Here is a 15,881-nt window from a genome sequence, read left to right on the forward strand (position 1 = left end):
TTACGGGCGCTTTTGGTTCAGCCGGGTTGAAAAGTCGTTGGCCAACTCGGTTTCCGGTTTAGCCCTTAGGGTGCCCGAACGGCCGGGCCGCCACTGTGAGGCTTTTTTTGCCAGGGCGGTTAACTCGCGGCTAGCCATGCGCCACGCGCGAATGGCCTCGGGCAGCACCTCGTTAATGAACCACCCTTCGAGCTTTTGTGCGGCCATTTGCCCCCGGGCCAATGCAGCGGCGCCACGCGGGTGTTGCTTGATGAACTGACCAACGGCCTGGCGTGCTGGCTTTATGTCAGCTTTGACTGCTTTTGTTATTGGTTTCTCTTGAACATCCGCTGTGCCTTGGCCAAGCCCCAACCAGGGCTGCAAGGCCTGAACCACCACGGTTTTCACCTGGCCGATGGATTCAATGGGTGTGCTTTCTAGCACGCTGCCCTCGTCCACCACATGCAGGCAATGGAAACCCAAGCCCTGCCCACACCACTGCCCGGTGATTTCCCGGGCGCTCAGCTCAAGCACTGGCAAGCCGTTCGCTTGCGAAAAGGCTTTGCTTGCAATCACTGTGAGTTGGTGCTGGCGCATCCAGTCCATGATCAGGGCAGCCCGGCCATCCGATGACTTTGCGATGGCATTGAACGCGGCGTCGCTGATGGCCAGTGTCCACGGCAACTGGTTCAGGCCGTTCAGCCCCGAAGGCTGATTGAGCAAGTCGTACAAAGCCTGCGGTTCCAGCAGGGTCAGAATTTGGCTGGGGTCAAGGGCATGGCCCGGTGTGTGGCACAGCGCCAGCAAATCATCGGTCATTTCCGCGATGCGCTCGCTGGTTAAGCCAGGCCAAGGCAGCCGGGCAGCAAGCATGAGCCGGCGAAGGTCGTCCGCCCCATTCAAACCCAATGATTGCACAGTGCTGCTAATGCTGGCGCGCCCAACCGCACAGTCCAACAGCTTGGCCATGGTTGGGTTAACCGGCGGGGCACCCTCGGCCGCTGCTGGGGGGGTTACCAGCAATTGAAGCTGGCGGCACATCAACGCGCTGGTTGAACAGCCTTGCTGGGCGGCCAACGTCTTGAGTTGGGCCAGCAATTCGCTGTCAATGCTTAACCTGAACTGTGTTTGTGGACCTGACATTGCCTAATAACCCAAGCTTCTGAACCTAGCAGTTAGTGGGTGGCAATTGTTTGCAACAGGTTCCCTGAAAGGCCAGCCCCACCAGTGCAGGTGAGGCCGATTCAATAGGCTTATTGGCCCGGTTTGCCCTGTTGAACAATCTGCATGGCCGTGGCAACCATGGTGCCCATGTTGGACAGGTCACCCGGCAAAATCAAGGTGTTGCCTTGCTTGGCCACATTGGCAAAGGCTTGAATGTACTGCTCCGCCACTTTCAGGTTCACGGCCTGGTTGCCGCCCGGTTCGTTGACGGCTGCGCCCACCTTGCGCAGGGCGTCTGCGGTTGCGTTGGCGATTTCAAGAATCGCAGCAGCTTCACCTTGGGCTTTGTTGATGGAGGCGATGCGGTCACCTTCGGAGCGTGCAATGGACGATTCCCGCTCACCGGTGGCGATGTTGATCTGCTCCTGTTTGCGGCCCTCGGAGGCCGCAATCAGTGCCCTCTTTTCCCGTTCTGCAGTAATCTGGGCTTGCATGGCCTGAAGAATTTCACGCGGTGGGGTGAGGTCTTTGATTTCATAGCGCAGCACTTTCACACCCCAGTTCAAGGCCGCTTCATCCAGGGCATTCACGATGGCCGCGTTGATCATGTCGCGCTCTTCGAATGTTTTGTCCAGTTCCAGTTTGCCGATGACCGACCGCAGTGTGGTCTGCGCCAGTTGGGTTACTGCGCTGATGTAGTCGCTGGAGCCGTAACTGGCTCGCATGGGGTCAGTCACCTGAAAGTACAGAATGCCGTCCACTTGCAGTTGGGTGTTGTCTTTGGTGATACAGACTTGGCTGGGCACATCCAGGGGAATTTCCTTCAGGCTGTGGCGATAGGACACACGCTCCACAAAAGGAACCAGAAAATTCAGACCGGCCTGCATGGTCCGGTCATACTTACCCAGACGCTCAACCACCCACGCGCTTTGCTGGGGCACGATACGAACCGCTTGGGCAATGACCACCAAGGCCAGAACGAGTATAACCAGTGAGACTTCCATGCGAAGTGTCCTTCAGTGTGGGTTGTTTGCAGAGGGTTCAGGCTTGGGCCTGACGCTTGAGCTTGAGCACATTCAGATCGATCGACTCGATGACATGAACGCCGGGTTGGGCTTGTGCATCCAGGCTTTGTGCAGACCATTGTGCCCCGCGATAGTTCACTTTGGTGTGGCCTTGTTCGTTCCACGCCTCAACCACCACCGTGTTGCCAAGGTCGAGCTGTGAATGGTCGGCGGCGGCAGGCTGCCCTGCCCGGCTCGATTTCAAGGCCCAGGTGGCCAACAAGGCAAACACGGCCGATACAGTCAGTTGAATGGGAAAGCTGTAGCCCAAATAAGCGGCAGCGGAACCGAGCAAGGCGCCCACCGCCACCAACATCAGATAGAAGGTGCCGGTGGTTAGCTCGGCGATGAGCAACACACCGGCCAGAACCAGCCACAGTGAATAATCAGTCATGGTTCTCCTTCATTGCGGGTACGACGGTTCAGGATTGGGCTGCCCGCTTTTGGCGGTCAGCCAGTTTTTGCCAAGTGTCCACCACGGTGTCCGGGTTCAGCGAAATGGACTCTATGCCTTCGGCGGCCAGCCACAACGCGAAGTCAGGGTGGTCCGAAGGGCCCTGGCCGCAAATGCCCACGTACTTGCCTTGGTTCTTGCAGGCAGTAATCGCCTTGCTCAGCAGGGCGCGAACAGCCGGGTCGCGTTCATCAAAATCGGCAGCCAACAGGTCCAGACCAGAATCGCGGTCCAAGCCCAGGGTGAGCTGGGTCAGGTCGTTGGACCCAACGGAGAAGCCGTCGAAATATTCCAGGAACTGGTCCGCCAACACTGCGTTGGACGGCACTTCGCACATCATGATCAGCTTCAGGCCGTTTTCGCCACGCTTAAGCCCTTTGCGGCTGAGCAGGTCCACAACGCGGGCAGCTTGGTTCAGCGTCCGCACGAATGGAATCATGATCTGGACGTTGTCCAGGCCCATCTGCTCACGGACCCGTTTCAAGGCCAGGCATTCCATCTCGAAACACTCCGAGAATTCTTCGGAAATGTAGCGTGCAGCACCCCTGAAACCCAACATCGGGTTTTCTTCTTCAGGTTCGTAACGGCTGCCACCAATCAGCTTGCGGTACTCATTGGACTTGAAATCGGACATGCGCACGATCACCGGCTTGGGGTAGAACGCCGCTGCAATGGTGGCCACGCCTTCGGCCAGTTTGTCCACAAAGAATGCCACTGGGCTGGCATGGCCACGGGCCACACTTTCCACGGCCTTTTTCAGGTCGGCGTCCACATTGGGGTAATCGAGAATCGCCTTGGGGTGGATACCGATGGCGTTGTTGATGATGAATTCAAGGCGGGCCAAACCAACGCCTTTGTTGGGCAACTGGCTGAATTCAAAGGCCAACTGAGGGTTGCCCACGTTCATCATGATTTTGACGGGAATCTCGGGAAGCTCGCCACGCCTGACTTCGGTCACCTCCGTTTCCAGCAAGCCTTCGTAGATGTTGCCCGTGTCGCCCTCAGCACAACTCACCGTCACCAGCATGCCTTCCTTGAGCTTGTCGGTGGCATCGCCGCAACCCACCACAGCGGGAATACCCAATTCCCGCGCAATGATGGCGGCGTGACAGGTGCGCCCGCCCCGGTTGGTGACAATGGCAGCGGCGCGTTTCATCACCGGTTCCCAGTTGGGGTCGGTCATGTCGGTGACCAGCACATCGCCAGCTTGTACACGGTCCATTTCCGCTGCGTCGTTGATCACGCGCACTGGGCCTGAACCAATCTTCTGCCCGATGGCGCGGCCAGAACTAAGCACCGACGAGTTGCCTTTGAGCTTGTAGCGCAACTGAACATCGCTGCTCTTCTGGCTGTTCACGGTTTCAGGGCGGGCCTGGAGAATGTAGATTTTGCCGTCGCCGCCGTCTTTACCCCACTCGATGTCCATGGGGCGGCCATAGTGCTTCTCGATAATCAGGGCGTACTTGGCCAGTTCAATCACGTCTTGGTCGGTCAGCGAATAGCGGTTGCGCAATTCTGCGGGTACGTCCACAGTGCGCACGCTTTTGCCGGTTTCCTTGTTCAGGTCAAACTCCATCTTGATGAGTTTGGAGCCAATTTGACGGCGAATAATGGGGTATTTGCCCGAGCGCAAGGTGGGCTTGAACACGTAGAACTCGTCTGGGTTAACTGCGCCCTGAACCACTGTTTCGCCCAGGCCATAGCTGGAGGTGATAAACACCACGTCCTCAAAGCCGCTTTCGGTGTCCAAAGTGAACATCACCCCGGCTGAACCCAAGTCGCTGCGTACCATGCGTTGAATACCGGCGCTCAGGGCCACGTCAGCATGGGCGAACCCTTTGTGTACGCGGTAAGAAATGGCGCGGTCGTTGTACAGGGAGGCAAACACCTCCTTGATTTTGTCCAGCACGTCCTCAATACCGTTCACGTTGAGGAAGGTTTCCTGTTGGCCTGCGAACGAGGCATCAGGCAAGTCTTCAGCCGTGGCGGATGAGCGAACAGCCACGGAAATGTCGCCACCGCTTTGCGCCATCATCTGGGCATAGTGGTCACGGATGGCTTGTTCAAGGTCGGCCGGCAACGGTGCCTGCACAACCCACTGGCGAATTTCTGCGCCAGCCTGGGTCAATGCCCGCACGTCATCGACGTTCAGGGCATCTAGTTTGGCGTTGATGCGCTCGACCAGGTTGTTGGATTTCAGGAATTCGCGAAAGGCGTGGGCTGTGGTGGCAAAACCGCCTGGAACCCGCACGCCGGTCTCGGCCAGTTGGGAAATCATCTCTCCCAAGGAGGAGTTTTTACCGCCGACAATTTCTACATCATCCATTCGCAGTTGTTCGAATGGAATTACCAAGGCCTCTGCTGGATTGGTCTGTGCAATTGACATGTTTTATACCCCGAGCTTCAAATGAAATAAGGCATGTGACCCCGGGCTGCGCCGCATCCCTTATTTCACCTGTTATTTTTCTCTATGATTGTAACTCTAACCCGCATTTGTCGCAGTGCTGCCCCGGAGAGGCCTGATGTCAGAAAATATTCCTCAGGAACGAACAGTGGTTTTTGTGTCTGATGGCACGGGCATTACAGCCGAAACTTTAGGCCATTCCGTGTTGTCCCAGTTTGAGGGCATACGGTTCAAGCAGGTGCGTATTCCCTTCATCGATTCTGAAGTGAAAGCCATTTCGGCCAAGCAGCGAATTGACGACATTGCGGTGTACGACGGCATGAAACCCATCGTGTTCAGCACCTTGGTGAACCCCATGATCAACGAGGTGGTTCACAAGGCCAACGGCGTGTTCATGGACTTGTTCCTGAAATTCGTTGAGCCGCTGGAAAATGAATTGGGCGTAAAGAGCACCCACCGAATTGGGCGTTCACACACCATTGCTGACAACGAGCAGTATAAAAACCGGATTGAGGCCATCAACTACACCCTGGCTCACGATGACGGTCAGACCGACAAGGACTTGGCGGCGGCTGATGTCATTTTGGTTGGGGTTTCCCGTTCCGGAAAAACGCCCACCAGCCTTTACTTGGCGATGCAATATGGCGTAAAAGCAGCCAACTACCCCTTGATTCCCGAAGACTTCGAACGGGGAGAGTTGCCCGTGGCGTTGCCCCAATACAAAAACAAGATTTTTGGCCTGTCCATTTCCCCGGAGCGTTTGAGCGAAATCCGCAATGAACGCCGCCCCGGCAGCCATTACGCCTCTCTGGAGAACTGCAAAAAAGAGGTGAAGGCGGCTGAATTCATGATGCGCCGTGAAGGCATTCATTGGCTCAGCTCCACCAGCAAATCCATTGAAGAAATCTCGACCACCATCCTTCAGCAGTTGAACCTCGGTTCGCCGATCTACTGAACGCGAACGGCCTTAAAACAGGCTGGCCTGAGGGTCTTCTTTTGGTAAGCCATCTTCGGGGGTATCACCGGTTTTTCGCCGAGTGCGCGCAAGGCCGTTGCGGTTGGGGTTTCTGGACCCATGCTTTTGATAAACCCGCTTGGCTTCTGCCTCATACCCTGATTGATGGCGTGATTGGGTCAGCCGGGCCCTGGCCTCGGCGATTGCAGTGTCCGGGTTGACAATGGGTTGAGGATAATCAACCCCAGCTTGATACCCACAGTCCATGGCAATCAATGCAGGCGTGGCCCACGGGGCGCTTCGGTACTCAGCAGGAAGTTTGGCCAACGCAGGAATCCAGCGCGCGATGAAGACACCTTGAGGGTCATGGTCCATGGCCTGTTTCACGGGGTTGTAAATTCTCAGGGTGTTGATGCCAGTTACCCCGCTTTGCATCTGAAACTGCGGGTAGTGAATGCCGGGTTCGTAATCCAGAAATTCGCGTGCCAGCAGCGGCGCGGTGTGTCGCCAGTCCAGCCAAAGCTGATAGCTGGCAAAGGCCACCAGCATCGCCCGCATGCGAAAGTTCACCCACCCTGTGGCTTTGAGCATGCGCATACACGCGTCAATCATCGGAAAACCTGTGCAGCCGTTGATCCAAGCATCCAGCCTGGCTTTTTCGTCAGCGCTTAATGGCCCGCTGTTGCGCAAATGGTCCAAGCCCCGGTGGGCTGCGTGAAACTCCAGCTCGGGTTCCGACTCGAGTTTCTGAATGAAATGGCAGTGCCAGTGCAAGCGGCTTTCGAACGATTTTATGGATTGCAGCCAATGTCTGGCCGAGGGATGTCGAACATCCGACAAGCCCAACCAATGCTGCCTGGCCTGCCACAGTGCATGGACCACTTCACGAATGGACATCACTCCGTAGGCCAGATAAGGGGACAAACGTGAGCATGCAGATTCTGCAGTCAACGGGCTGGACATTTCCCTTCGGTAATGCTCACCGCGCTGAGTCAAAAACTCGTGAAGCAGCCCCTCGGCCGCTGCTCTGCCCCCTCGCTGCCGAGCCGGTTTGTCTTGCCAGTCTTGTTGTGTCAGCGGTTTCGCAAGCCAGTCTGCGGGCCAATCGTCTTGAGAGGGCGGCTCACCATCGCAACCCCAAAGGACGCGATGGCGCAAGGACGCCAGTGCACTTTCGATTTGGTTGACGGCTTGGGCTTGAGTCAGTGCTGAACGAACAGTCCATGAAGGCACCGGCAGGGGTTGGCTCTGCATGGTCTGGTCCCACAGGGCTGACCAATTGTCACGGTTGTTGAGTCGCCTGACCACCCCGTTGCTTGGGACTTCAAGCCATTCCCATCCCCGGTCTTTGCACACCTGGGCCACGGCGATGTCGCGCTGGTAACTGGCCCAGTTGCCGGTTTCTTCATGGCTGTAGAGGCGCACCCGGTGAAACTGCTCGGCCAGCGCATGCAGGCACGGTGGAATGTCTTCGTTCACGAGAACAAGCGGCACCCTACCCGGCAGTTGTTGCCTGAGTGCTTGAAGGCACTCGGTGGCAAACCCGGTGTGCTGTGCCGCACAGTCTGGCGATGCCAGCAAGGTGGGCTCATAGGCATACACCAATGCCAGGGCACCACCCTCCTGAGCTTGCCGCGCCAAGGCGTGGGTCAGCGGCAAGTGGTCGCTCAGCCTCAAGTCCTTCTTGAGCCAGACCAAATGCAATTCGGTTCGAGTGGTGTGTTTGGCGGAACTGCGAATCATCGTCACTGCATTGAAGCACATGGGGGAGCGTTCTGCGCATTCCCCTCGTCGTTCAAGTGTATCGGCGCTGTCGCATTTGTTCAAACAGACAGATTGCAACGCTGCCTGCCACATTCAAGCTTTCGATGTGGCTGTTTTGGGGAATATTCACCCTCAGGTTCGCCCTGTTCAGCCACGCGGGCCGTACGCCCTGCCCTTCATGACCAAACACCCAAATGCCCGGTCTTTTCAGTGCACTGGTGTACAGGTCAACGCTGGGTGCTTGAAGGCTGGTGACTCGCACCTCGGGGCGGCTGCCCTTGGGTGTGTCATCCAATGCCTGCTCAACGGCCTGTGCATCCAGCAGGTTCAATGCCCATTGGGCCCCCATGCCAGCACGCAGTGCTTTGTCACCCCAGGCCCAGGCACAATCGTCAGTGCAGGCCACCTGTTGCACACCAGCCGCTGCACAAGTGCGAAGTATGGTGCCCAGGTTGCCCGGGTCCTGAATGCCGTCCAGCACAACGACATCTTGGGTGAGGTCCAAAGCTGCCTGGGAGTCGCGCCACTTCACCACCAGCAAGGGGCCGGGCGACTGTTCAAGCCGACTGAATTTTCGGTAGACATGATCGGGCACGGTGATGACATTCAATTCGTGTTGCCCTTGCTTGCCTCGTGCCAAACCCTCTTGGTTCAGCAAGGCCAGCAATCTTGGCCACTCGGGGTGCTTGGGAATGTCATCGGGCAAAATCACCAAATCCACCGAGCTGGGCCGGTGCATGAGAACCGCCTCAGCCAGGTGTAGGCCTTCTGCGGCTGCAACACCTTGAGACTTCATGCTGGACACTGAACCCAGCACTTTGCCCAGATTTTTCAGGAACTCGTTCTGCAGCGATTCAATCCGCCGGTAATTCAACCCGTGTGTCACCAAAGGTCTCCTTGTTGGGTGGCCAGCGCCTGCCGCACCGGGCCAAAACTGCGCCGGTGAATGGGGCTCGCGCCGTGGCGGGCCAGCATTTCCAAATGCAGAGGTGTTGGGTAGCCCATGTGCACCTCGATGCCATACTGGGGGTAAAGGGTGGCTTGGGCCTTACACCAGCGGTCACGGTGAACTTTGGCCACAATTGAGGCTGCTGAAACAGCGGGGATCTTCGCATCTCCTTTAACCACGGCGACACTTGGATAGGGCCAGGCCGGTAAGCGATTGCCATCCACTGCAACTAGTACGGATTCCTTCTGTAGCCCAAGTTTGGCCATCAGCGTATCCACAGCCTTGTGCATGGCCAAGAGGCTGGCCTGCAAAATGTTCAGGCGATCAATCTCTTCCACAGAACTTTCAGCGACAGCCCAGGCGTGTTCGTCTTGAGTGATCTGTTCGTACAGCCGCTCGCGTTGCTGGGGTTTCAGCGTTTTCGAACAGGCCAGGCCCTCTGGCCAAGGCTCAGCCAACAGCGCCACAGCACCGGCTGCAACGGGCCCGCACAATGGGCCCCTCCCTGCTTCATCCACACCGATGAGGGTTAAACCTCTTTCTTGGGCCAAGCTTCGAACCTCATCCCAAGTCCAGTCGGTCTTCAATCGCGCCGTTTTTCGTTCAGGCTTGGCCATGGCCTACTCGCCCCTGATTCAGGGTATTCAGAATGACTTCGGCTGCAATGTCACCTGATGGGCGCAACAGGGCCTGATGCTGATCCAGAAACGAAGACTCAAGCCGCTGGCGATTGGCATCATCATCCAACTGGAACAAGGTGGCTTCAGCCAGGGCTTGGGGTGTGGCTGCCTGCTGAATCAGCTCAGGCACCGCGAACTCACGCATCAAAATATTGGGCAAACCGACCCAGGGCAAATAGCCTTTGCCTTTCATCCACTGATAACTCAGCCAAGGCATCTTGTAAGCAATCACCATGGGCTTTTTAAACATCATGGCCTCCAGTGTGGCTGTACCACTGGCCAGCAACACCGCATTGGAAGCCCCCAGACATTCATGGGAGCGCCCCTCAAGAACCGTCCAGTGGTCGACCAAGTCAGGGGGCAGCATGGCCTTGAAACGCTGCATCAGGCCCCCGGGTGGCAAAGGGGTCAAAAACCTTAAACCGGGTTTGGATTGTTTCAAAAGCCTCGCTGCTTGAACGAATGCCGGCCCCAAGTGCTGAACTTCTGACCCCCGGCTACCGGGCAGCACAGCGAGAATTTCCTCGTTGGGCGACAGGCCCAAGGAAGCCCTGAACGCGTTTACATCGACATTGAGCGGCACGATCGGCGCCATGGGGTGGCCCATGTACGTGGCTGGTATGCCTGCCTCCTGCAGCAAGGGCACTTCAAATGGAAAAATGCACAGAATATGGCTGCAGGCGGCTTTCAGGGTGTGAATACGTTCGCGTCGCCAGGCCCAAATTGAGGGGCACACCAAGTGCACGGTGGGAACCCCTGCTGCACGCACAACCGCCTCGAGTTTCAGGTTGAAATCGGGTGCGTCCACACCAATCAATACCCCAGGTTTGGCGCTGTTTGCCCATCGGTTCATCAGGCCTTTGCGCATGCGCAGCAGCCGTGGCAGATGGCGCAGCACCTCAACATATCCACGCACCGACAACTCTTCACTGTGGTGCAGGGCTTTCACGCCTTGGGCACGCAGTTTGGGGCCAGCGATGCCTTCCACACTGAGATGAGGATGGCTGGCCTTCAAGCCTTCAAGGGCCAGCGCGCCAATCCAGTCTCCCGAGGCCTCTCCAACCGCGATGGCCAAGTCGGCAGGGTGTGCTGAATGCAATGCCGAAGGTGTGTGTAATAGTCCGCTCATGGGGGCGTACAACCGCAATCAGCGAATAATGCCGCGGGTTGCTTCGTCCAGGAAGGTGCGCAGGGCTTGAATGTGGGGTTGAGCATCGGCTGGGGCTTCGTGGCATTGGGCATCCAATGCAACCTTGGCTTCGTCAATGCTTAAACCCTGACGATAAATGGCCTTGTACGCACGTTTGATGTTCAGAATGGCATCCGCTGAAAACCCCCTGCGCTTCAAGCCTTCGCTGTTGATGCCAGCCGGGCCTGCGGGATAGCCAGCGGCCATCACAAAGGGAGGCACATCCTGTGTCAGTTTGGTTTGGAAGGCGGTCATGGCATGGTCGCCAACCCGGATGAACTGGTGAATGCCACTGAGGCCGCCCAAAATCACCCAATTGCCGATGATCACATGCCCTGCCAACTGAACACTGTTGGCGATGATGGTGTTGTTGCCGACCACGCAATCGTGGGCAATGTGCACGTACGCCATGATCCAGTTGTCGTCGCCAAGCTGGGTATATCCCCTGTCCTGTACTGTGCCCGTGTTGAAGGTGCAGTACTCCCGAACCGTGTTGCGGTTGCCGATGATCAGGCGGGTTGGCTCGTCTTTGTATTTTTTGTCTTGTGGAGCACCACCAATGGTGGCGCTGCCGTGAAACACATTGTCTTCGCCAATGGTGGTGTGACCATCAATGACCATGTGCGGACCAATTCGGGTGCGCGCACCGATGGTGACATTGGGGCCAATGACCGAGAATGGACCCACCTCGACGGTTTCATGCAATTGAGCCTTAGGGTCAATGATTGCAGAGGGGTGTATGCGGGCCATGCTCGAATCTCCTGTTCGTTATCGGGGCCTTGGGTTGCCCCTTTGCTGTCAATCTGGTTTTTGCGCGTTCAGACTTCGCGGGCGGTGCACATCAAGTCCGCCTCAGCCACCACCTTGCCATCGACCAGGGCTTTGGCCACATACATCCAGATACCGCGCGACACTTTGCGCACTTCGACATCCAGCATCAGGATGTCACCGGGCACCACAGGCCGTTTGAAGCGGCAGTTGTCGATTCCCACGAAGTAGAACACCGAGTTGTCGGAAGGCTTGTCGTCCATCGAGTTGAAGGACAGCAGGCCAGCAGCCTGGGCCAGCGCTTCAATGATCAACACACCGGGCATGACCGGGTGGATGGGAAAATGGCCGGGGAAGAACGGCTCGTTGTAGCTCACATTCTTCTGGGCCAGAATCCGCTTTTTCGGTTCAAGTTCTACAACACGGTCAACCAACACAAAAGGGTAACGGTGTGGCAATTGCTCAAGGATGGCCTTGATGTCCAGTACAGGGGTTGTCATAGCTTCTGAGGGGTCAATGGTTATTTCTTCTGAAGATCGCGCACATCACCACGCAACTTCACCAACTGCTTCAGGGATACTGCAGTGCGTTCCCAGTTTTTGTGCTCTTCCATGGGGAAGATTCCGGTGTATGCCCCGGGTTCTTTGATACTGCTCATGATGGTGGTGGCCGCTGAAATGTGCGTGCCATCCGGAATGTTCAGATGCCCAAGAATCATTGCGGCACCGCCGATGGTACAGCGTGCACCAATCCGTGTGCTTCCAGCGACGCCCACACACCCCGCCATGGCCGTGCGTTCACCCACCTGCACGTTGTGGGCAATCATGATCTGGTTGTCCAGCTTGACGCCATGGCCAATCACAGTGTCGTCCAGCGCGCCACGGTCAATGGTGGTATTGGCGCCGATTTCCACTTCATCGGCGATGATGACGCGGCCCACTTGGGGAATTTTCACCCAGTGACCTTTCTCTGGAGCAAATCCAAATCCGTCAGCACCGATCACCGCACCTGAATGCACGATGCACCGCGCGCCAATCTGGCATTCGTCGTAAATGCTCACATTCGGGTACACGCGTGTTTCCTCACCGATGTGCACCTGGGCACCCAACACGACACCCGCCTCCAGTCGCACGTGTTCACCGATCACACACCCTGCGCCAACCACCACGTTGGGGCCGACATAGGCAGTGGGGGCCAACTGTGCGCCAGCCCCAATCACTGCGCTGGGGTGAATGCCAGGTGCCGGTAACACTTGGCTCACTTTCACCCACCATTGCTGGATTCGTGCGTAGGCCAGATAAGGGTCGGGAACCAGCCAGGCCAAAGGGCTAGGGGTTTGGCGATTGGCCTGCAGGAAGGCAGCCAGCGCATCGAACTGATCGGCGCGCACCAACACCACGCCAACCTGCGTGTTCAGCAACTGTTCGCGGTATTTGGGGTTGGCCAAAAAGCCAAGATGGTTGGCGCCCCCGCGCTCGAGAGTCTGTATGCCATTGAGCAACAAAGCCTCGGGCGGGGTGGGCAGTGGCGATTCCTCGAATGACCGAACCTCGCCACCAAACTCGTTGATCAAACTGCCCAGTGATGTCTGGATAAATTGCAAGTGTCAGCCCACCTGAATCACGTTGATCAACCAGTGTATGCCTTACTTGCCGCCGTCAAGCTGACCCAGCACCTGATCGGTGATGTCGATGCGCTTGTTCGCGTACACGGCTTCCTGGAAAATGATGTCGTAACCTTCTTTCTCCGCAATTTGGCGGATGATGCGGTTTGCGCGCTCAATCAACTCGCCCACCACTTGATTCTTGCGTTGGGCCAGATCTTCTTCAAACTCGCGGCGCTTGCGCTGGAAATCTCGGTCCAATTCGGCCAGGTCACGCTGACGTTTCACCTTGTCGTTTTCAGACAGTGTGATGGCGTCTTTGTCCAATTTGGTGGCTTCCGCTTTCACACGGCCAGCCAGGTCTTCAAGCTCTTTCTGGCGCTTGGAAAAGTCGCGTTCGAGGCGTTTTTGGGATTCCACAGCAAACTTGGAATCACGAAGGATACGCTCTGTACTGACAAAGCCAATCTTGCCCGCTTGGGCTTCAGAAATTGTAGGAACAACCACAGCCATGGCGACCAGCGCTGTGGCCATCAAACGTTTTGCCGTATTCAACACACTTTCTCCAACTCAGTTCTGTTATTTGTCATTAGAAACCGGTACCAATCGTGAACTGCACGCGTTGCAGGTCATCGGTCGGTTCTCTGTTCAGCGCAAAGCCCAAGCTGAACTTCAAGGGGCCGACCGGAGACAGCCACGACACACCCAGACCTGTTGAATAGCGCAACTGGCCCAGATCCACTTTTTCACTGGCCTGGAACACGTTACCGGCATCCAGGAAGCTGAATGCGCGGAAGGTGCGGTCTTTGTTCATGCCAGGGACCGGGAAATAGAATTCGGCGTTACCGACCACACGCTTGGAACCGCCGGTGGGTACACGGTCGGTGTCGCGGGGACCCAGCGAAGAAGACCGGAAACCACGCACGGTACCAATACCGCCCGCATATACGTTGCGGAAGATCGGGTATTTGGAGCTGCCCAAGCCGAAACCGGCGGTGACTTCACCGTTCAAAGCCAAGGTGTATTTCTTCGCAATGGGCAGGTACAGCTGCTCTTGGTAGGTGGCTTTCAGGAACTGCTGGTCGCCCAAGGGCGTTGCGTATTCGCCAGACAGACGGCGCACACGCCCACGTGTGGGGGCAATGGCGGAGTCACGGCTGTCAAACACATAGCCTGCATTCAGCAGATAAGCGTCTGCGCTGTCGCCAAAGTCAGCTACATATTGGCGGAACCGGGCCGGGCTCAATGGGCCCACGTCCAGTGCCGTGGCTTCATAACCCGCGCCGAACGAGATGCGTTCGAATTCACTGATCGGGTAACCGAAACGCATGCCGGCACCGGTGGTTTCGATTTTGTAATCACCCAGGTTCAGCACACTGGGGTCAGTGCGGCGGTTGTACAACTCGAAACTGCGGGAAATGCCGTCGATCGTGAAGTATGGGTCGGTTTGCGAGAACGAAATCGTGCGGTTGATGCGCGATGTGTTCAGCTCAAGCCCGACAGTCTTGCCCGTACCAAACAGGTTTTGCTGCTGAATTGCGGCGGACAGCACCAAGGCGTCGGTGCTGGAAATGCCCGCACCCAGCAAGATGTTCCCGGTGGGTTTTTCCTCAACCTGCATGTTCACGTCCACCTGGTCGGACGTACCGGCCACGGGAACGGTTTCGATGTTCACGTTGGAAAAATAACCCAAGCGGTCCACACGTTCTTTGGACAACTGGATTTTGCGCGAGTCGTACCAAGAGGACTCAAACTGGCGGAACTCGCGCCGCACCACTTCGTCCTTGGTTCGGGTGTTGCCGCCCACGTTCATGCGGCGTACATACACCCGTTTGCCCGTATCCACGGCGATATTGATGTTCACCACCCGGGTTTCACGGTCCATTTCTGGAATGACGTTGGCGTTGGCGAACGCATAGCCATAGTTGCCCAAGCGGTCTTGAATGGCCTTTGTGCTTTCGTTAAGCTGCTCGCCGTTGAAGGTCTGCCCCTTCTTGACCTGCAAGAGCCCTTTCAGTTCTTTGTCTCGGCCAATCAGGTCGCCACTGAGCTCAATGTCCCCGAAGGTGTACTTCTGCCCTTCCTTGATCACCACAGTGACATACATGTCCTGTTTGTTGGGATCGATCTGAACCTGGGTGCTTTCAATGTTGAAGTCCGCGTAACCGCGGTTCAGGTAGAAGCTGCGCAGTTTTTCCAGGTCGCCGCTGAGCTTTTGGCGGGAGTACTGGTCGTTCTTTGTGTACCAGGACAACCAGGTTTTTGTACCCAGCTCAAATTCCTGCAGCAATTCCTGTTCTTTGAAATCCCGAGCGCCGATGATTTTGATCTGCTTGATGGACGCAACATCACCTTCATCCACGTTGAACGTGATTCCAACCCGGTTGCGCGGCAGCTCTTCAACTTTGGTCTGCACCTGCGCGCCATAACGGCTACGCGACAGGTATTGCCGCTTCAGCTCCTGCTCGGCCTTGTCGAGCAGCGCACGGTCAAAAATTTTGGATTCACCGATACCGACTGACTTCAGCGCGTCTTTCAGTGTGTTTTGGTCGAATTCTTTGGTGCCGTTGAACGCCACGGACGCAATCGCAGGCCGCTCAACCACGGTCACCACCAAGACATCCCCTTTGGAGGAAATCTTGACGTCGTCAAAAAAGCCAGTGGCGAACAGGGCGCGAATGGATTCGAGTGCCTTTTCATCCGAGAAGGTATCGCCAACCCTGATTGGGAGGTAGCTGAACACTGTCCCGGCTTCAGTACGTCGCAAGCCTTCAACCTGAATGTCCTTGACGACAAACTGGTTCACCTGGGCGTAGGCAGTCGGCGCAGACAGCGCACACAGGGCCACCACGGGCACCACGAGACGCGCCGGAAATAATGCACTTCGAATGGTCATTCAGATCGTTCC

The 15,881-nt window shown here is 56.7% G+C and carries 14 protein-coding genes; 1 reads left to right on the forward strand and 13 read right to left on the reverse strand.

The annotated features are described in order from the left end of the window. The 4 genes from ACK4FF_RS04630 to ppsA form a co-directional block, all read right to left on the reverse strand. A complete protein-coding gene (locus ACK4FF_RS04630) occupies positions 1 to 1,122 on the reverse strand; it encodes a hypothetical protein (protein ID WP_409705150.1) in 1,122 nt (373 codons plus the stop codon). Positions 1,123 to 1,232: 110 nt separating this feature from the next. After that, positions 1,233 to 2,147, reverse strand: a complete 915-nt coding sequence (locus tag ACK4FF_RS04635) for an SPFH domain-containing protein (protein WP_409705153.1) — start codon at positions 2,145 to 2,147, stop codon at positions 1,233 to 1,235. Between the two features lie 37 nt (positions 2,148 to 2,184). Beyond that, complete coding sequence (locus ACK4FF_RS04640) at positions 2,185 to 2,601, reverse strand: NfeD family protein (RefSeq protein WP_409705156.1); 417 nt, start codon at positions 2,599 to 2,601, stop codon at positions 2,185 to 2,187. 28 nt (positions 2,602 to 2,629) lie between these two features. After that, the gene (ppsA, locus tag ACK4FF_RS04645; protein WP_409705159.1) at positions 2,630 to 5,047 is read right to left on the reverse strand and encodes a phosphoenolpyruvate synthase; all 2,418 of its coding nucleotides are present in this window, start codon (positions 5,045 to 5,047) and stop codon (positions 2,630 to 2,632) included. A gap of 136 nt (positions 5,048 to 5,183) precedes the next feature. Between ppsA and ACK4FF_RS04650 the strand changes: the two genes are divergently transcribed. Then, the gene (locus ACK4FF_RS04650; protein WP_409705163.1) at positions 5,184 to 6,020 is read left to right on the forward strand and encodes a pyruvate, water dikinase regulatory protein; all 837 of its coding nucleotides are present in this window, start codon (positions 5,184 to 5,186) and stop codon (positions 6,018 to 6,020) included. 12 nt (positions 6,021 to 6,032) lie between these two features. Here ACK4FF_RS04650 and ACK4FF_RS04655 read toward each other — a convergent pair whose 3' ends face one another. The 9 genes from ACK4FF_RS04655 to bamA all read right to left on the reverse strand — a co-directional run bounded on the left by ACK4FF_RS04655 (position 6,033) and on the right by bamA (position 15,869). Beyond that, positions 6,033 to 7,763, reverse strand: a complete 1,731-nt coding sequence (locus ACK4FF_RS04655) for a deoxyribodipyrimidine photo-lyase/cryptochrome family protein (RefSeq protein WP_409705166.1) — start codon at positions 7,761 to 7,763, stop codon at positions 6,033 to 6,035. A gap of 52 nt (positions 7,764 to 7,815) precedes the next feature. Further along, the gene (locus ACK4FF_RS04660; RefSeq protein ID WP_409705169.1) at positions 7,816 to 8,670 is read right to left on the reverse strand and encodes a TrmH family RNA methyltransferase; all 855 of its coding nucleotides are present in this window, start codon (positions 8,668 to 8,670) and stop codon (positions 7,816 to 7,818) included. Further along, entirely contained in the window at positions 8,667 to 9,350 is a 684-nt protein-coding gene (locus ACK4FF_RS04665) for a ribonuclease HII (protein WP_409705172.1), read from the reverse strand. The genes ACK4FF_RS04660 and ACK4FF_RS04665 overlap by 4 nt, the downstream gene beginning before the upstream one ends. Continuing rightward, a complete protein-coding gene (gene lpxB / locus ACK4FF_RS04670; RefSeq protein ID WP_409705175.1) occupies positions 9,337 to 10,542 on the reverse strand; it encodes a lipid-A-disaccharide synthase in 1,206 nt (401 codons plus the stop codon). Before lpxB ends, ACK4FF_RS04665 begins: the two co-directional genes overlap by 14 nt. An 18-nt stretch (positions 10,543 to 10,560) precedes the next feature. Continuing rightward, a complete protein-coding gene (lpxA, locus tag ACK4FF_RS04675) occupies positions 10,561 to 11,352 on the reverse strand; it encodes an acyl-ACP--UDP-N-acetylglucosamine O-acyltransferase (protein WP_409705178.1) in 792 nt (263 codons plus the stop codon). Between the two features lie 68 nt (positions 11,353 to 11,420). Beyond that, positions 11,421 to 11,870: a 3-hydroxyacyl-ACP dehydratase FabZ gene (gene fabZ, locus ACK4FF_RS04680; protein ID WP_409705181.1), complete on the reverse strand. Its 450-nt coding sequence runs from the start codon at positions 11,868 to 11,870 to the stop codon at positions 11,421 to 11,423. A 20-nt stretch (positions 11,871 to 11,890) separates the two neighbouring features. Beyond that, positions 11,891 to 12,973, reverse strand: coding sequence for a UDP-3-O-(3-hydroxymyristoyl)glucosamine N-acyltransferase (lpxD, locus tag ACK4FF_RS04685; RefSeq protein ID WP_409705184.1), 1,083 nt, complete (start codon positions 12,971 to 12,973; stop codon positions 11,891 to 11,893). A gap of 42 nt (positions 12,974 to 13,015) precedes the next feature. Continuing rightward, positions 13,016 to 13,507 (reverse strand): OmpH family outer membrane protein, encoded by a 492-nt coding sequence (locus tag ACK4FF_RS04690; protein ID WP_409706560.1) that lies wholly within the window; start codon positions 13,505 to 13,507, stop codon positions 13,016 to 13,018. 55 nt (positions 13,508 to 13,562) lie between these two features. Then, on the reverse strand, positions 13,563 to 15,869 hold the full coding sequence (bamA, locus tag ACK4FF_RS04695) for an outer membrane protein assembly factor BamA (RefSeq protein ID WP_409705187.1): 2,307 nt from the start codon (positions 15,867 to 15,869) through the stop codon (positions 13,563 to 13,565). Positions 15,870 to 15,881 lie beyond the last annotated feature (12 nt).

Source organism: Limnobacter sp. (assembly GCF_046297615.1).
GTDB lineage: Bacteria > Pseudomonadota > Gammaproteobacteria > Burkholderiales > Burkholderiaceae_B > Limnobacter.